General features: G+C 47.2%; 12 protein-coding genes. 3 read left to right on the top strand and 9 right to left on the bottom strand.

What is annotated here, in order from left to right; translation table 11 throughout:
• Positions 1-55 precede the first annotated feature (55 nt).
• Positions 56-802 (top strand): YggN family protein, encoded by a 747-nt coding sequence (locus tag AACQ93_RS10785; protein ID WP_232323307.1) that lies wholly within the window; start codon positions 56-58, stop codon positions 800-802.
• 141 nt (positions 803-943) lie between these two features.
• Entirely contained in the window at positions 944-1,099 is a 156-nt protein-coding gene (locus AACQ93_RS10780; protein WP_007466886.1) for a hypothetical protein, read from the top strand.
• An 86-nt stretch (positions 1,100-1,185) separates the two neighbouring features.
• Here the strand turns inward: AACQ93_RS10780 and AACQ93_RS10775 are convergent, their stop codons facing one another.
• From AACQ93_RS10775 to AACQ93_RS10760, 4 genes are all read right to left on the bottom strand, one after another.
• Positions 1,186-3,522 (bottom strand): YgiQ family radical SAM protein, encoded by a 2,337-nt coding sequence (locus AACQ93_RS10775; RefSeq protein ID WP_064604892.1) that lies wholly within the window; start codon positions 3,520-3,522, stop codon positions 1,186-1,188.
• Between the two features lie 357 nt (positions 3,523-3,879).
• Entirely contained in the window at positions 3,880-5,424 is a 1,545-nt protein-coding gene (locus AACQ93_RS10770) for a methyl-accepting chemotaxis protein (protein WP_064604890.1), read from the bottom strand.
• 188 nt (positions 5,425-5,612) lie between these two features.
• On the bottom strand, positions 5,613-6,965 hold the full coding sequence (gene dcuC / locus AACQ93_RS10765) for an anaerobic C4-dicarboxylate transporter DcuC (protein ID WP_064604888.1): 1,353 nt from the start codon (positions 6,963-6,965) through the stop codon (positions 5,613-5,615).
• Between the two features lie 297 nt (positions 6,966-7,262).
• Positions 7,263-8,138, bottom strand: coding sequence for a LysR family transcriptional regulator (locus tag AACQ93_RS10760; RefSeq protein ID WP_064604886.1), 876 nt, complete (start codon positions 8,136-8,138; stop codon positions 7,263-7,265).
• A gap of 104 nt (positions 8,139-8,242) precedes the next feature.
• On the opposite strand from AACQ93_RS10760, the gene AACQ93_RS10755 reads away from it, so the two are divergent.
• Entirely contained in the window at positions 8,243-9,445 is a 1,203-nt protein-coding gene (locus tag AACQ93_RS10755) for an MFS transporter (protein WP_064604884.1), read from the top strand.
• Between the two features lie 25 nt (positions 9,446-9,470).
• On the opposite strand, the gene AACQ93_RS10750 is transcribed toward AACQ93_RS10755, so the two are convergent.
• From AACQ93_RS10750 to AACQ93_RS10730, 5 genes are all read right to left on the bottom strand, one after another.
• Positions 9,471-11,357: a methyl-accepting chemotaxis protein gene (locus tag AACQ93_RS10750; protein ID WP_007466868.1), complete on the bottom strand. Its 1,887-nt coding sequence runs from the start codon at positions 11,355-11,357 to the stop codon at positions 9,471-9,473.
• 395 nt (positions 11,358-11,752) lie between these two features.
• Positions 11,753-12,964 (bottom strand): anaerobic glycerol-3-phosphate dehydrogenase subunit GlpC, encoded by a 1,212-nt coding sequence (gene glpC, locus AACQ93_RS10745; RefSeq protein WP_007466866.1) that lies wholly within the window; start codon positions 12,962-12,964, stop codon positions 11,753-11,755.
• Positions 12,961-14,295, bottom strand: coding sequence for a glycerol-3-phosphate dehydrogenase subunit GlpB (gene glpB, locus AACQ93_RS10740; RefSeq protein ID WP_064604882.1), 1,335 nt, complete (start codon positions 14,293-14,295; stop codon positions 12,961-12,963). Before glpB ends, glpC begins: the two co-directional genes overlap by 4 nt.
• Positions 14,292-15,989 (bottom strand): anaerobic glycerol-3-phosphate dehydrogenase subunit A, encoded by a 1,698-nt coding sequence (glpA, locus tag AACQ93_RS10735; RefSeq protein ID WP_064604881.1) that lies wholly within the window; start codon positions 15,987-15,989, stop codon positions 14,292-14,294. The genes glpB and glpA overlap by 4 nt, the downstream gene beginning before the upstream one ends.
• 245 nt (positions 15,990-16,234) lie before the next feature.
• Positions 16,235-17,407 carry a GGDEF domain-containing protein gene (locus AACQ93_RS10730; RefSeq protein ID WP_084419104.1) on the bottom strand — a complete coding sequence of 391 codons (1,173 nt, stop codon included), beginning with the start codon at positions 17,405-17,407 and terminating at the stop codon, positions 16,235-16,237.
• Between the last annotated feature and the right edge of the window lie 164 nt (positions 17,408-17,571).

Here is a 17,571-nt window from a genome sequence, read left to right as displayed (position 1 = left end):
CTGAAACGTGTGACAGTATCAACGAGTCAGATATTGAGATTTGCAGAGAAGAATTATGCTGATGAAAAAAGTGCTGGTGGCAGGATTATTACTTAGCTCGGCAAGCGTATATGCGCAAAGTTGTCCGGTTGATGTTCAGAATGAAATTCACATCGATGGTGAGCAGGTATCTGTTTATCAGGAAGGGCAGCCAAAAATGCTGATAGATGAAAATAACCAGGTCTATATCAATGGTAAAAAGGTAGATTTGGATGCAATGCAGCAGAGAGCCGTAGCGGCCTACAGCCATGGGGTGAAAGAATATTTGCCCAAGATGGCTGATATTGCCAATGACGGAGTAGGTATTGCAGGGGATATTCTGAACGAAGTGTCATCGAGCTTTGATTCAAAAGCTTCTTTTGCCAAGGTTGAGGCGCTGATTGATGAATACGGTCAGAAAGCACATGACAAGTTTTATCAGAATGGCGAATTCGTCATGCCTGCCGATATGTTCCAGACAGTTGATACAGACTGGAAACAGGAGTTCGATCAGGCGATGAAACACGTTAGTGTCGAGTCGATGTCAGGTTTGTTTGCTGCTTTATCGCAGGAGATGAAAGACGGCGAGATTAACTTCACTGAGCTTCAGAAAAAGTTCTCTGAAATGAAAGCCAGGATTGAAGAGAAAGTTCGAGCCCGTTCTGGTGAAGTCTCTGAGAAAGCAAATGAATTGTGTGATTCAATTCAGGGGCTTGCTCAAGAGGAAAAAGAGCTACATCGCACCATTCCTGAACTGAAAAACTACCAGATGTTTGAAATCTGATAGGCCAGATCTGTGTTCGGTTTGGCATAGATTAAACGATTCAGGAAAATAATGTTGCCTCACTTGATGTTAGAGACAAACCTGACTTGTAATATGTGTTAAAGTGCATCGGTGGATAAGTGAGATAACCGAGGTAGGACAATGTTGAAGCTTGCCGTTATTTTGGTGCTATTGATGCTGGGTATTTTGGCAACGAAATACCTTGATGAGAAATCGCAGCAGAAACTGTTAGTTGGCCTAGGTATCATTGTCGGCTGTGCGGTGGCTTTCCTTATGGCAACAGAGCTGATGCGCTAGCCAGATAAAAAAACACAGAATACTGAATAAAACAAAGCCCGCATTCTTGCGGGCTTTGTTTTTATCGGATGGCTAGTACAGGGGAATTACCTTGCCTTGGCACGACTACGGTTTGGTTTTCCGTTTCCGCCCTGACGAGGCTTCGAGCCAGCCGGCTTACCATTGCTGCCATTGCGGTTTGGACGACCGGTATTATTACCGTTACCGTTGCGGTTACCAGCAGGTTTACCGTTATGGCCATTGCCGTGTTTCGCGCCTGGTTTGCCTTTGTTATTGCCGCCGTTTCGGTTGCCAGACTGACGTTTGCCATCAGTGCGGATATCCGGCTGTTTGGCATGCTTGGTTGCAAAGCGTTTGGCACCATGACGACCGGAACCACGACGTTGTGCCGGTGTCAGTTCAGCTTCGCTGCCTTCAGCCGGTATCAGACAACCCGGACGATCACCGATCAGGTGCTTTTTGCCCATGTTGACCAGCGCTTCTCGAAGCAACGGCCAGTTCGCCGGATCGTGATAGCGAAGAAGAGCTTTGTGCAGGCGACGCTGACGCTCACCTTTGGCAACAAACAAATCCTCACGCTTCTTGTATTTAACACGTTTCAGCGGATTAGTTTCTGAATGGTACATCGCGGTTGCGTTACACATAGGCGACGGGTAGAAGTTCTGCACCTGATCGCATTGGAAATCATTTTCCTTCAGCCATAGCGCCAGATTCAGCATGTCCTCATCTGTTGAGCCTGGGTGCGCTGAAATGAAGTAAGGGATCAGGTACTGTTTCTTACCGGCCTCTTTGCTGTATTTCTCGAACAGCTCTTTAAAGCGGTCGTAAGTGCCCATACCCGGTTTCATCATCAGATCCAGTGTACCTTTCTCTGTGTGCTCCGGTGCGATCTTCAGGTATCCGCCAACGTGGTGGGTAACCAGTTCACGGATGTATTCCGGCGATTCGATAGCCAGGTCATAACGAACACCGGAAGCAATCATGATCTTTTTGATACCGTCAACCTTGCGGGCTTTGCGGTACAGATCAATGGTGTGCTTGTGGTCGGTGTTCAGCTTCCTACAGATCTCCGGGAAGATACAGGAAGGACGACGACAGTTAGCTTCCGCTCGCGGATCAGAACAACCCAGTCGATACATGTTAGCTGTCGGGCCACCAAGGTCAGAAATCGTGCCGGTAAAGCCCGGAACCTTGTCGCGGATATCTTCCAGCTCGTTCAGGATCGATTCTTGTGAGCGGTTCTGAATAATGCGGCCTTCGTGCTCGGTGATAGAACAGAATGAGCAACCGCCGAAACAGCCACGCATAATGTTCACACTGGTTTTGATCATGTCGTATGCCGGGATCTTGGCCTTACCGTATGAAGGGTGTGGCACGCGGGCATAAGGAAGACCGAATACGAAGTCCATCTCTTCAGTTGTCAGCGGGATTGGCGGCTTGTTAATCCAAAGATCACGGTCACCGTGTTTCTGGATTAGCGCACGGGCTGAATGCGGGTTAGCCTCCAGGTGCATTACTCGGCTGGCATGAGCATAAAGAATACGGTCATTACGCAGCTTTTCGTATGACGGCAGACGCACAGCCGTGTATTCAGAATCATGGCGTGATGGCTGAATCTGAATTGGTTTCGCTTCCGGTTTCTTCTGCGCTTTATTGGTTTCACAGTTGGATTCGGTTGCGTAAGGGTTTGGCATCTGCATTGCCTTGCCCGGCTTTTCGATACGGCTTGAATCGATTTCCTGATAGCCTTCAGGAACTTCTTTCATGATTACTGCAGTACCGGCAATACTGGTCATGTTTGCGATGTCTTCGCCGTTTGCCAGGCGATGAGCGACTTCAACCAAAGCACGTTCGGCGTTACCGAACAGCAGAATATCGCCCTTGGCATCAAACAGGACTGAGCGGCGCACTTTATCTGACCAGTAGTCATAGTGAGCCAAGCGACGCAGGCTGGCCTCAATACCGCCAAGTACGATAGGGGTGTCTTTATAAGCTTCGCGGCAGCGCTGTGAGTAAACAAGCACGGCACGGTCAGGACGCTTACCGCCTTCGTTATTTGGCGTATAGGCATCATCATGGCGAAGCTTGCGATCAGCCGTATAGCGGTTGATCATTGAATCCATGTTACCGGCAGTAATACCGAAGAACAGGTTCGGTTTCCCCAGCTCCATGAAGGCGTCTTTGTTGTTCCATTCCGGCTGGGCAATAATACCGACCCTGAACCCCTGTGATTCCAGCAGGCGGCCAATGATAGCCATACCAAAGCTTGGGTGGTCAACGTAGGCATCACCGGTAACGATGATGATGTCACAGCTATCCCAGCCTAGCGCATCCATTTCCTTACGAGTAGTCGGCAGGAAGGGTGCGGTGCCGTAGCATTCTGCCCAGTATTTCGGGTATTCATTAATCTTTTGTAAAGTCATTTGCTTACAGTTGCTTGCTTACTTTAAGGGGCATAAAAGGGGCAGTTCGCTTTGCGCGATTGTTATTAATCTTTGGTGCCCCAGCCGATAACATTCCGCATATTAGATGCGTTATGCCTGAATGAGTTTATAGCCAGTATTAATCATGGTTCGCAGCTCTGTATCTTCATCGGTCAGAAGCCGAATAAAACAGGGAGAGACCATCATCTCTGTATTGTTGCCGAAGTTGACACACACAGAGGGCTACAAAAAGGGCATGAGTTTACCATGTTCAGGCTGTAATACATCAATTTCTCTTGCCGAATACATGAATGTTAGTTGTTATTGAAGGATTTGTGCTGCCGAGACAAGCCATTTCTATCCAAAGGATTTTGCGAGTCCTTTTAACAGTGAAATCTTTTCCTGCATTTGATGCGAAGACTGTTCCAATCGTTCTATTTGAGCAAGGTTGTTTGTTGATGAATCGGAAATGTGATGAACATTCTGGCTGATATCGGCTGATACTGTTCCTTGTTGTTCGGCTGCTGTTGCTATTTGGGTTGCGATATCAGAGATTTCATCAACCATAGTAATGACTTTATGTATGTTGCCGGCAGTAGTTTCGGTGTTTTCGACACATAAACGGGTTCTTTCAATGCTTTCAGTTGTCCGTGTCTGCCACTCGCTGAGGCTGGCATGAATGCTTTCGATGCTGGTCTGAATTTTCTCGGTCGCTCCGTGGGTGCGCTGAGAAAGGGCGCGAACTTCATCGGCAACAACGGCAAAGCCACGTCCCTGCTCTCCGGCCCGGGCTGCTTCAATTGCAGCGTTGAGCGCCAGCAAGTTAGTTTGCTCGGCAATGCCTTGAATTTCACTCATCATGGTTTCGATTTGTTCCGAAATTTTCACTAAAGCTTGTGCTGTTTCTGCGGTTTTTTGTGTTTCAAGCGCCAGCTCATCCATCGCGTTTTGAGTGACATTCAACGCTTCAGAGGTTCTTGCGCATTGCTCTTGAGCGGCATATGCCTTATCGGCTGTCAGCTGGGTATTTTGCGCGATTTCACCGGATACGGCCGACAGCTCTGCGACGGCAGTCGCTATCATTTGGGTTTCCTGATCCTGTTGAGTAATCGCATCTTTGGAAGTGAGTGATATTTGATGCAAGTTTTCGGATACATTAACCAAAGCGACAGAGGCATCATCAACACGGCCCAGTACTGTTTTCAGTCTGGCGTCGTTAAGCTGAAGGTGGAAATCAGCAATGGATGCTTTTGAATCGCCACTGTAAATAATTCGGGTAAGGCTATCGTATTCTTGGGTTAGCTGTTCGAAAAACAACGGGGTAGAAAACAGCTCTTTGCGGTAAAGCAAAACCAATAGCGTGACAGGAAACAGGGAGCTGATAGCAGCGTATTCAGCCATGAAGTAATGAGCCATTGCGATGGTGACCGTTGTTATCAATGCTGCAAGTCCAAGCTTTTGCCAAACAGACAAGTGAAAGGAGTAGGGATTGTTTTTGTTGTTAAGCTGCAGGTAAACCCTGGTGGCGTTGTTGACCATTTGCTGGCTGGGCTTTCTTCGGACAGATTGGTAACCGCAAACCCGGTTATTTTCGTAGAGTGGTGTGACATAGGCATCGACCCAGTAGAAGCTGCCGTCTTTACAACGATTTTTTACCACCCCTCGCCACGGTTTTTCGTCTTTCAGATGTTGCCAGAGGTCGGCAAAGGCTTCGGGTGGCATATCCGGATGACGGATGATATTGTGGTTATGGCTGACCAGTTCTTCTTCCGAGTAACCACTGACATTAATGAACTCTTCATTGGCATAAGTGATAATACCTTTCAGGTTCGTAGTGGTTACCAGTTGGGCATTTTGTTCCAACACGACTTCTTTGTCAGTCACATAGCGATTCTTTCGCATTGAAAATCCCTCTTCATTACATCAATTTATGGCTTGACGACAGAGGCGGTATAAGGTGCTCTACAAGTCATTGTTCGGTTTGGTTTTCCTGCAACAATACGGTATAAACGCCGTTCACTAATAAATCTAGATGCATATAAAAGAAAAGCCCACATTTAGTGGGCTTTTGTCGGGATATGGTCGAGTTTTTATGCCGGAACCATGATTTGTGTAGCAACAATAACAATTACTACACCAACGAAGACCGGTACAGATGTACGTTTAACGACGTCAAATGGAGACAGTTTTGCCATACCTGATACCGCAACAACCACGCCAGATACCGGAGAAACGGTACGGCCAAGGTTAGATGCCTGAAGCATTGGAACAACCAGGTAAGCCGGGTTGATGCCCATTTTCGCAGCAAGGCTTGGGATCAGCTCTACGAATGCGTAGAAAGGTGCGTTACCTGAACCTGTAGTGATTGCTGCAATAGTGGTAATTGCAACCAGCAGGATCATCAGGAAGATACCACCTGCACCGGCAACCTCTGCCAAGTGAAGTAGGTTGTCGATAAAGCCGACAGCTTTCAGACCCTGAGCAAATACACCTGCGGCAATCAACAGCATAACAACGCTTGAGAAGGCTTCAGCCATGCCCTGGTAAGCGGCGTTCAGACCTTCAAACACGACATTGGCTTTACGGTGGCGGATAAGTTCGATGATAGCAGCCAGGAACATGCAGATAACCAGAATGGTTACGATGTGCAGTTCAGGCAGAAGCTTACCGCTGAACAGCAGAACGCCGATAATTGGTGTGAAAGGCAGAATGCAGAAGAACTTAGGTGCATCGACTTTCAGTTCACTGACATCTAGTTTTTCATGAACAACACCTTCTTTGTCATCCAGGTAGCGCTGCCAGAAGAAGTGCGCGGTTGCCATACCGATAATGGCGATAATTGAGATTGGCAGGGTAGTTTTGAATGCAAAGTCGATCAGTTCCATGTTGGCTGATTCTGCTGCAATGATTACGTCGCCTGAAGTCGGTGACAGAATAATCGCTGCCGGTGATGCACAAATTGCGGCTGCCGCGCCACGGCTGATACCCATGTTAACCATTACCGGGAACAGGGTTGCCATCAGCAATACACCAAGGCCAGTTGCAGAAGCAACAGCCAGTGACATCAGGCAAGCAACAAAGTAAGCCGCAACCATCAGTACATATGGTGATTTGATGAACTGCAATGGTTTTGAGGCCATTTTAACAACCATGTCGTTGGCACCGATCTTGGTCATATAAGTGGCAAAACCACACAGGATCATGATCATCATACCAAGACCACCGGCACGGTAGCCCAGCAGGTATTTGATGTATTCGAAAACGTCAGTAGCCGCGTTACCCGTTGAGGTAACACCGGTTGGCAGAACGTCTTTACCTAATGCAGCAGTGATAGCGAGCAGAATAATACCGCCGGTCAGTAGCACTCCAGTTGCTGTGTATCCTTTAAAAATGTAACGGCCTACACCCACAGCGACCAGAAGACCAATAAGTAGTTCCAACATGGAAAAGTCCTCTAAACCATAAAAATAAGACAAATAAAGTCGAAATGTGCACCAGATCAAAATACTTTGTTACACATTATTTCTGGAGAAATTTACCGTAAAAACACGTATTTAACGACATTAAATGGTTGTGTTTATGATCTGAAACAGTATTTTTATTTGATGGTTATAGGGCTGATATCATTGTGATAAATTTGATTTTCCGGATTGTTTTTGCAGTGTTAAATCATAACTTTGGGAGATGCTTCCAACGAATGCATTATGGTCAAATACAATGCTCTTTTAACGTCAGAAATATCAATTATTTGTGGTGCTTTTGAGAAACTCCATAAAGGCTCGATCAGCGATAGAGAGGTAACCGTTTTTACGCCAGGCAATAGCGATTTCCAGGTCGATTCTGTCTGTGAAAGGAACGGCAACCACGTCTTTTTCGTGCTCAGTTACCATTTCAAGCAGGGCTGTGATTGCAAAGTCATTACGGACAATTTTCAGAATCATCTGAAGCAGGTTGGTTTCAAAGGCTATATGTGGTTCGAAGCCATATTGCAGGCAGACACTGTCAATGAACTCTCGGTGGAAATAGCCTTCTTTGAACATCACCAGTTCATGCTTAAAAAACTCACTGAAGGTGATCGATTCTTGTTGTGCCAGCTCACTGTCTTTGCTGACAACGGCCACCATTTGCGAGCGGAGAAGGTGCTCTGTTTCGAGTTGTTCGGGCACATCAGAATTATGGATGATGCCGAGGTCTAATTCGCCGTTGAGCAACATTCTACGGATAGATTGGGTGCCAGCTTCAACAATAGTCAGTTTGAGGTTCGGATAGCGACTTTTGAAGCCCATCAGGATTTCCGGGAAATAGTATGATCCCAGCATACTTGGCAGACCGAGCCGGACTTCACCTTTCTCCAGTCCTTTTAGTTCGGCCATTGCAATATTGGCATCTTTCACCTGTTGAAGTATTAATCGGGCATGAGTCAGCAAAGTCTCACCTTCATGGGTCAGCACCACTTTGCGTTCATTGCGGTAAAACAAGGGTAATTCCAGCTGTCCTTCCAGTTTTTTGATTGCAACGCTGAGTGCTGGCTGGGCGATATTCAGCCGCTCGGCGGCACGAGTAAAGTTAGCTGTTTCGGCGAGTGTGACAAAGTAGGTGAGTTGGCGAATATCCATGGCTATAAACTTTGTTTATCGTAGTTATACTTTTAATATATTTTCATTATTAAGGGTGGATTGCTACCGTTTTAATAGATTTTTAACGTTTGGCAGTTACAACCATGATTGATATCAAAACGCCCGAATACAAGCGTGCGAGCTTTGCCCTGGCTGTAGGGTCTTTTCTGATATTTTGTAATTTGTATCTCTTCCAGCCGATGTTGCCGTTGATGGCTGATGAGTTCTCGGCAAGTGCGACTCAGGTTAACTGGTTGCTGGCAGCGGGGACACTGGCATTAGCTGTCATGCTGGTGCCCTGGGCGGTGAGTTCTGAAGTGGTTGGGCGTCGACGGATCATGTTGGTCAGTCTGTTTTTATTGCCTGTCATTGGTATGCTGATGTTGTTCGCCGAAGGTTTGTTGATGCTTAGCCTGACAAGAGCTGCGATGGGGGCTGCTCTGGCTGGTTTTGCTGCGGTGGCCGTTGCTTATATGGCGGAGGAGTTTACATCAAGGGCTTTAATGTTGGCGGTTGGCAGTTATATCAGTGCAAATTCTCTCGGTGGAATTGCCGGTCGTTTGGTTGGTGGGTTTCTCTCTGATCATTGGGGATGGCATGTCGCAGTGGTAGCAATGTCGATTTTCAGTTTAGCCGGAGCCATTTTGGTTTGCTGGTTGTTGCCAAAACAAAAGAATTTCAAACCCAGAAAAGGGCAGCTTAATGTCCACCTGATTAGTGTTATAGAGCATTTGAGAATACCTGTTCTCAGGTATGCCATGCTGATTGGCGGAGTAAACTTTGCCCTGTTTGTTAACCTCTATTCGGTAATGGGATTCCGCCTCGTCGCTGAGCCGTATTCAGTACCTGTCAGCTGGGCTTCAATGATCTTCTTGTGCTACCTCAGTGGTACGGTTACGGCCCGGCTTAGTGGTCAGTGGAGTTTAAAACACAGCCCGGTGACAGGCATGATCCTTGGTACAACAATTAGCTTACTCGGTATGTGGGTTGCGGCAGCCGACAGTATTGCGGCGATGCTGGCTGGTCTGATGCTTATTAGTTCCGGCTCGTTCTTCTCTCATTCATTGGCTTATGCCTGGGTAAGCCAGAAGGCTGTTAGAGCTAAAGCCACTGCTACGGCACTCTATTTGGTTCATTATTATGTCGGTGGCAGCTTAGGTGGTTTTTATCTGATTGCCTGCTGGCAATATGCGGCATGGTCGGGTGTACTGGTTGGTGGCTCAGTTCTGTATGGATTGATTTATTTTCTTTGCTTCATTCTGAGTAAAGAAAAAGCCGCAGCAGAAATAACAGCAACCACGGCTTAACGGAGAGAAGAGGTGGATGGTCGAATCAGAATTTGAACTGGCCGACTACTTCGTCAAGTTGCTGCGCCATTTTCGACACATTCTGGCTTGCTTTAGATGATTGACTGACCGCAGTGGCGGTATTCATGGCCAGCTCTGAAATTTGGGTGATGTTCTTATCAATTTCGGCCGACACCATAGCCTGTTGCTCCGAGGCTGAGGCTATTTGAATGTTCTTGTCAGAGATCTCTGTAATGGCGGCAACAATGCGGTTAACGGCGTCAGTCGCCTGATTGGTCTGACTGACAGTAACCTCCGTCTGCTTCTGACTTTTCTGCATGATATCGACGCTTTCAGCCACGCCATGATGCAATTTGTCTATGGTGTTCTCTATCTCTTGGGTCGAACTGTGGGTGCGCTGAGCCAACTGGCGAACTTCGTCTGCAACAACAGCAAATCCCCGGCCATGTTCACCGGCTCGTGCAGCTTCAATTGCCGCATTGAGTGCCAGCAGGTTGGTTTGCTCAGTGATTTCACGAATAACGCCGATCACTTTGTTAATATTGGCACTTTCGACTTCTAAGCGTTCTATTAATGACTGTGAGCTGGCGATGTCTGTTGCCAGTGCTTTAATAGATTGACCTGCTTGCTGACTGATTTGCAGACTTTGGCCAGCTTCTTCTTTTACGCGTTCCGCGGCATTGGCGGCATCATTGATGTTGCTGGCGATTTCATTACTGGTCGCCAACAATTCGTTGATAGCCGCTGCAACACTGGATGATTCACTTTGTTGCTCTTCGGCGTTTGTCAGACTGTTGGCCGATGCAGCGGTTGATTCTTTGGCTGCACCGGACAGCGATTGAGATATATCTGCGATACCAGAGATGATGGACTGGAGTTTTGAGGTGAATTTATCAAAGGAGTGGCTTAACTGAGCCAGTTCGTCATTGCCGGTGTCGTTCATCCGGACTGTCAGATCGCCGTTACCTTCCGCTATGTCTTTCATCATACGGTTGACGTTACTCAGGCGACGGGTGATTTGATGGCTGATAAACAGCAATACAATACTCATAATGACAGTGATGAAGGCGCCGACAATACCCAGCGTTAAGCGCTCTCTGGCCTGTAGTGTACTGATTTCATTTAGTATGGTCCGTTCCAGTTGATTGAGATCTTGCTCTAAGGTTCTGACTGCTTTGCGAAGCTCGCCATATAAACCATCGGTATAACTGAAACCAATCGTCGCGTAACCTTCCACTAATTCGTCAAACATGATTTGGTACATGGTTAGGTTTCGCCTTAGTGATCTGAGTTCTGCTCTGCTGTAGGGCTTGTCTTTGATGGTTTGCTGCAGCGTATCAAGATTATTGTTGAAGTAAGTCTGGTGTTCCGGGTTTTTGGTGATGATGAAGTCTTTTTCATTGCGTCTCAGAGTGAGCAACATGCGGTAAAGCTGTTCATCTCCGGTCATCAGGATGGCTTCTTCGGCTGTGTTGGCGGCATTGGCTATATTGCCTCGTAAGCCTTCATCCATATTCAGACCAATCAGGATAGCCTGATCGGTAATCACATTAAATTGCGTGGAATACTGGTCTAGTGCAGCTAAGGCGTGATTAAAACCGGCTTCATGCTGCGGGTTATATTTTCCTAATGTGTCTTTGACTCGGTTGAGCCTGTTGGTAAGTGTGCTCTGGTCCTGGTTGAATTTCTTGATGTAGGTCGCATCAAGTCGGGTAAGGAAGTCTTTTTCATGACGCCTGAGTTTAAGCAGATCAGTTTTGCTTTGAGCTGTTTGTTGAGCGGCTGTTTGTAATTCTTCGACTTTGGTGAAAGAGAGCTTTTCGAACAGGGCAAAGCCGGCCATAGCGGCAATAAGAAGAAAGCTGATGAGGTACAGCTTTGCTTTAATCGTTTGAAAGGAAAGTATGCGCATTAAGTGACTCCCGTAGGTGTTGTAAACGTTGCCAACGAATAACGATTGCCATAGGGGGTATTAATCCGAACGAACGTTTTATGTTTTCGGTAAACGGTTCGTCGTTCGGTAATAGCTACTGCGCACTTCAGCTACTGGATAATCATCCTGATTATGTTTCCCTGGCTGGGCCGTCAGAATTAAACCTAGTTAAATTAGCTGTACAAAGATGACGGAATTTCTTCTGGCACATTGATAACTATAGGATCTCATTCATTAAATGAGTAACTTGATTCTCATTAATTTTATAAATTGAAGAGAATCCAGGATTAACAGAGAAATGTATTAATGGAATGATGAGAGCGGAGAAGAGGCATAAAAGAAGAGGGCCTGTAGGCCCCCTTGATGCTGTCTTGTTACTCGATAGCCATTGCCAGCAATGAAATCGGGTGGATGGTTTCGAGATCTGTGTTTTCTTCAATTTGCCATTTACAGGTTTCACAGTCTGTAATGGCAAAGTCAGCATTAGACTGACGGATTTGTTTAAACAGGCTCTCACCGATAGCCATTGAAGTATCGTAGTTTTCGGTTTTGAAACCGTATGTACCAGCAAGGCCGCAGCACTGGCTGTCCAGTACTTCTACTTCAAGTCCCGGAATCATCTTCAGCAGCTCAATGGTATACAGACTGCCGCCGGTGCGCTCAAGGTGACACGGTGTATGATAAACAATCTTCTTGTTGATAGGCTTCATCTTTGGCTTTCTGCCGTTCATGAAAGCTTTTAGCAGGAAGCGGGTAACATATTCAATTTTATCGGCAACCTGGCTGTTATCGACTTTCAGTACGCTCGGGTATTCTTCACGCAGAGTGAAAGAGCAGGTTGAAGATGTAGACACAATTGGAGCGTCATATTTCTCGATCGCTTCAGCGAATTTTTTGACATTCAAGCGGGCATTTTTCTTTGCTTTATCGAAGAAACCATTGGCAATCAAAGGTACGCCACAGCATTTTTCTTTATCAAGCAACTGAACGCCGATACTCATCGAGTTCATTACTTTCACGAAGTCTTTACCAAGCTGCGGGTTGTTGTAATTTACGTAACAACCGTGGAAGTAGTGAACCTGTTGCGGATACAGTGCCTGGCTGGTGCAGTTTTGTTTGTACCAGCGGCGGAATGTTCCGTGGGAATATTTCGGTAAGGTTTTATGGTCATGCACACCAATGGTTTTGTGCATGATTTTTTTTACCGGTTTTAAGGCGGTAACAGCATTAACAATCGGTGCAAACGGTGTTGCTGTTGTACCCATCAGATCGGTATGGCTCAGAACAAAATCACGGATTGTTTTAATGTTCATCGGCATTTTGGCATGCTCAGAGCGTGCCGCTGCAATCATGTCACCGATTTTTACTCCGGAAGGACAAGCGGTTTCACAGCGCTTGCAGTTGGTACATAGCTTCAGGGTTTCATCATAGAAATCCGGGCTCTTGATTCGAAGACGCTCGCCATCCGGGCCACATTGCTTTGGTCCAGGGTATTGCGGGTTAGCTTTTGCTACCGGGCAGTAAACGGTGCAAACAGTGCACTTGATACATTGATCAAAGCTTGTGTCTTTTTTTGGAAGGCTCATGCGAAAGTCCTTTCTTGTTGTTCGTTTTCCTGGGTCTGATGCCGTTGCTGTTTCGCGATTATTTGCTCGGCGACATAGTGGCCGGTGCTGATTGCCACGCCGCTGCCACAACCTTCATAGACCGGATCATAATGGGCGAGTAGGGCGCCCGCGCAATAGAGATTGCTGATGGTCTGATTGGCAATGGATGGCTGTAGCTGCTCGTTGCAACGAACGCCCATTTTCATAAATTGATGACTTTGCTTGGCAAAGAATTCGTCCTGATACCAGTCATCACGGTTTGCTGGCGTCGCCATATCAAGGCCAAAGACCGGCTCTTGTACCTGATGACGTTCTGCTGCCATTCCACGGCTAAAGAAGCTGCCGGTTGCGATCAGGAAGTGATCGGCGGTCAGCGGCATATCATGGTGATGGCGAGTGTAGATGCGGGTAAGTTTTCCGTCTTCGATATCACCGCGCAGTACTTCATCACCGGAAAGGATCAGTCCGCCAAGCATCTGGAAGTGCGATTTCATCGCTTCTTCAAGGCGGATACCAAGCAGTGACGGCGGCATGGTCGGAATTTCACAAATCTTAAATCCGGTCAGGCCTTCAAGTAGCTTGATAGTCGCAGCACCATCCCCGTTACCAAAGATTGAAGGCAATACCACTAAATCGGCTTTGCCGACTTTTTGGATTAGCCCTTTAGCAAAGGCATGAAGTTTGGTTTCATCACGCAATACGCGGGAAATATCGATAGAACGGAATTCACAAGGATTACGTTGCATGTTTTCGAAATTCGGCAGCTCTACGGCGGCCGTTATTATTTCAACGTCCTTGAATTGTGGCAGTTTTGCCAGGTTATCAGCAGCCAACTGAGGTTGAAAATCACGGAAGCCGTCAATAGTGACCAGAGCAATTTTGCTAAGGCCGGCAGCCAGTTCATTTTGCGGGAACTGATGAACAGTCTGCTGAGACAGCCAGGTTGAGCGGAATGTACCCATCGGGGTGATACGGAAGTGGTTTGAGCCATCTTCCTGAGCCGTCAGGTAAACACCGCGTTTTTCCATCGTACCCTGGTACCAGGCAATTGCTTTTCGGGCGGCGTCTTCACCCAGTTTGCTGTAGGGATGCTCCGGGCTCTGTTGTTTCAGGGCTTCGAAAGCGGCAAACGGGTCAGATACCGGCTGGCCGTCAGGCAGATGGCTAAGAATATCAATGGAGCCGGATGAGAAGTGCAGGGCACTTTGGCCTGCTGCAATTACAGCAGTTTTTAGTCCGGCTTCAGCACAGCGGATTGCACAACTCAGGCCGGCAACACCACCGCCAATAATCAAGCTATCGAATTTCATTGTGCAACCTCTTCTGTTTTTTCTTCTGTGTTGAGTGGTTTTTCTGTTACTTGTTCTTCTGTAGTTTGTTCTGTTGCGACGGTTTGTTCTGGCAAATCACTGACGCCGAACAAGCCTTCGTAAATCCAGTAAGTAAATTCACCTTCGCGCATTGCATCGCCCCAGAAGACCGGCTTGATGCCTTTCCAGCGTTCTTCAAGGAAGTCGCTTAGCAGGTGGCTGGCCTGAGTTCCGGATGTCTGGCCGTATTCGGAGAACAGACCTGCGGCACGGTAAGAACAAAGCTCGCCCTGACATGGTCCCATGCCGACACGGGTACGGCGGCGTAGGTCAACCAGGTTGTGGACGTCCAGCTCTTTAATGGCATACTCAACTTCGCCGCAAGTTACCATTTCACATTCACAGATGACGGCCTGGCTTTTCTTGTCGTTCTTAAGGAACTTCTCTGCTCGTCCGCCGTGGCGGTAGTAAGCAGACTGGTAAACAGGTTTTGCCAGGCTGGCGGTATGTTTGGTTTTCTCCGTTGCCTGCTCTGAACCCGGCAGCGGTTTTTCATGGGTGATACAAGGCTGGGTGTTACCCAGTTTCTTGGCGACCAGATCAGTTGCCCACTCGGCCATCATGCGGTAGGTCATCAGTTTACCGCCGGTGATGGTGACAAAGCCGTCCATTCCGTCACGCTCAGCGTGATCAAGTAGGACAATACCGCGGCTGATGTTTCGGCCACTGGTGTCTCCGTCTACGGCTACCAGCGGACGAACACCGGCATAAGCACGTAGCACGCGGGTGTTAGCCATGATTGGAGCCAGCTTGGTGCCTTCTTCAAGCAGGATATCGATTTCTTTGCTGGTGACACGTAGATCGTCGATCTTGTCGTAGTCAATTCGTTCAGAAGTGGTGCCGATCAGGGAAATGGTGTCACCCGGTACCAGGATGTCTGCATCAGACGGTTTACGGCAGCGGTTAATTACCAGATTGTTGATTCGGTAATCGAGGATCAGCAGGGATCCTTTTGCCGGGAACATCTTGATATTCAGATCGCCGTACTCACAAATCTGCTGACCCCAGATCCCGGCGGCGTTGACTACCTGTTTTGCTCGAATCTCAAAATCTTCACCGGTTTTCAGGTTCAGGCATTTGACACCACGAACTGTGTGTCCGTCACGGATAAGGCCGGTAACCATGGTGTGGTTGAACAGGCGGGCACCGTGTTCGACCGCATCCAGCACATTAGATGAAGACAGGCGGAACGGATCCAGTGTGCCGTCTGGTACTTTTACTGCACCAATCAGGTCAGGGTTACAGTTCGGCTCAAGTCGAAGTGCTTCCTGTGGGGTTAATTGCTCAACATCGATATCTGCTTTCTGACAAGCGGTAATAAAGTCTTTCTGAAAATTGAGATCGTCATCAGGTAGAGATATAAAGAGGCCCTGTGTATCTTCAACGCAGTGGCGGGCAATTTTTTTCAGGATACGGTTTTCCTGAATACATTCTTCAGCTGACTCCTGATCAGTTACCGCATAGCGGGCACCAGAGTGGAGCAGGCCGTGGTTGCGTCCGGTTGTCCCTGACGCCAAATCATCCCTTTCAACCAGAATGCATGGAATGCCTCGTAGTGCACAGTCGCGCATAATGCCAGTACCCGTGGCACCACCGCCGATAATCACAACATCTGTTTCAAACCAACTTTTCATGTTCGTTTTCGCTTATCGTTATTGGTCAGGTTTGCAGGGACTATGTAATTTCCCTTTCTTATGGGAATAAATATGCCACTTTTGATGAGGGTATTATTTGATCTGTTACACATAAATGAGCGAACGAACATTCGCATACGCTCATTCTGGCTCGTTTGTTTGAAAACTAAGCAAAATAAGAGCCACTTTGGGCTCTTATCATTGATTTAAGACTCTTTGACACGGGGAAAAGGGAGTTATTGCGATCAGGCGTATGCTTTTCGACGTTCGTTTCCCTGATATTTATAGCCGACCGGATGGAAGCGGTAACAGTCACGACCCGAATCTTTGCATTCATACAATGCTCGATCTGCTCGTTCGATAAGGGATGACAAGGTATCGCCGCTTGAATAAGTGGAGATTCCTATGCAAGTGGTTATTTTTAAAGTGTTTTGATCCAAGTTCATGGGGAGCTCAAGGTGGCGGATATACCGTTGCATTCGCTCTGCAATGCTTAGCGCCATCTCCTGGTTGCAATGGGGTAGAAAGAGCACGAACTCTTCACCGCCGTATCGACCGAAGAGATCTGTTTTACGGATTTTCGTTTGAACAAAATCGGTGAAACCGCGCAAGACTTTGTCACCGACACCATGTCCCCAGGTGTCATTAATGCGTTTGAATTTGTCGATATCGAAAAAAAGCACTGAAAACGGGGCATTTCTGGCTTCACATTTGATCAAGGACTTCTGAGCCAACTGGAGCAGCATCCGTCGGTTATATACACCGGTTAGCGGATCCAGCGTAGCTTGACGGTATAGACGCATCAGCATATAAAGCTTGGATAGCTGAGACCAAATGACCATTAGCGCCAGGGCATTTTGCAGCCAGTAATCTGAAATGCTTTCCGGGGTGAAAATATGGCCACTATGATAGTGGACGAAGAGTTGAGTGGTGGCTGTAATAACAAGAAGATAAAAGCTTTCTTTCAGGGTTACAGGAAGAATGGTCAGTATGGCGACGTGTAATATCGGCAACAGGGTATAGCCGTATTCGAAACCTGTATAAACCACCGGAAATTCAAGAACTGAAATAGCGTAAAGGTAAAACAGGTTCAGCCCACATACCATCAGGCTCATGTACCATTGCACCTGTTTTAAGGTTGACAACTGGTTATTAAACCTGGCAAGGGAAAACAGGTAAATCGCCAGTACGATTCGTGCAATGGCGATACTTGCCCCCTGATGATCTGTTAGAAAGATCAGGTCGAAGGGAGTCCAGAGAATGATCAGTATTCCCCAGACAACCGACAGCATTGTTGTTCTCGTTCGTAAATAACCAGTGCGGGTATTCTTGAAACTACTGCTGTGCGTCCGGGCGCTCCATAGATCAGGAATATGGAGCCTGATTGTTTTTAACAGTTGCTCTTGATGATCATGCATTCCTTTACCAGCCAGGTCAGTTATGCTTGTTTGTGTTTTTGACAGGCTGAATTGTTGTATTTATTTGATTTATATATTGAAGGCTTAGTCTGTGAAAAACGGCATAACATGTCTTTACTTTCTCACTGAGAATTATTCCATGTGTTGAATAAAGTTTCCGTGAT

It is taken from the genome of Photobacterium sp. J15 (assembly GCF_963870815.1).
Taxonomy (GTDB): Bacteria; Pseudomonadota; Gammaproteobacteria; order Enterobacterales; family Vibrionaceae; genus Photobacterium; species Photobacterium marinum.
Note: the sequence above shows the minus strand (reverse complement) of the source record. Positions and strands in the feature narration are given on the sequence as shown.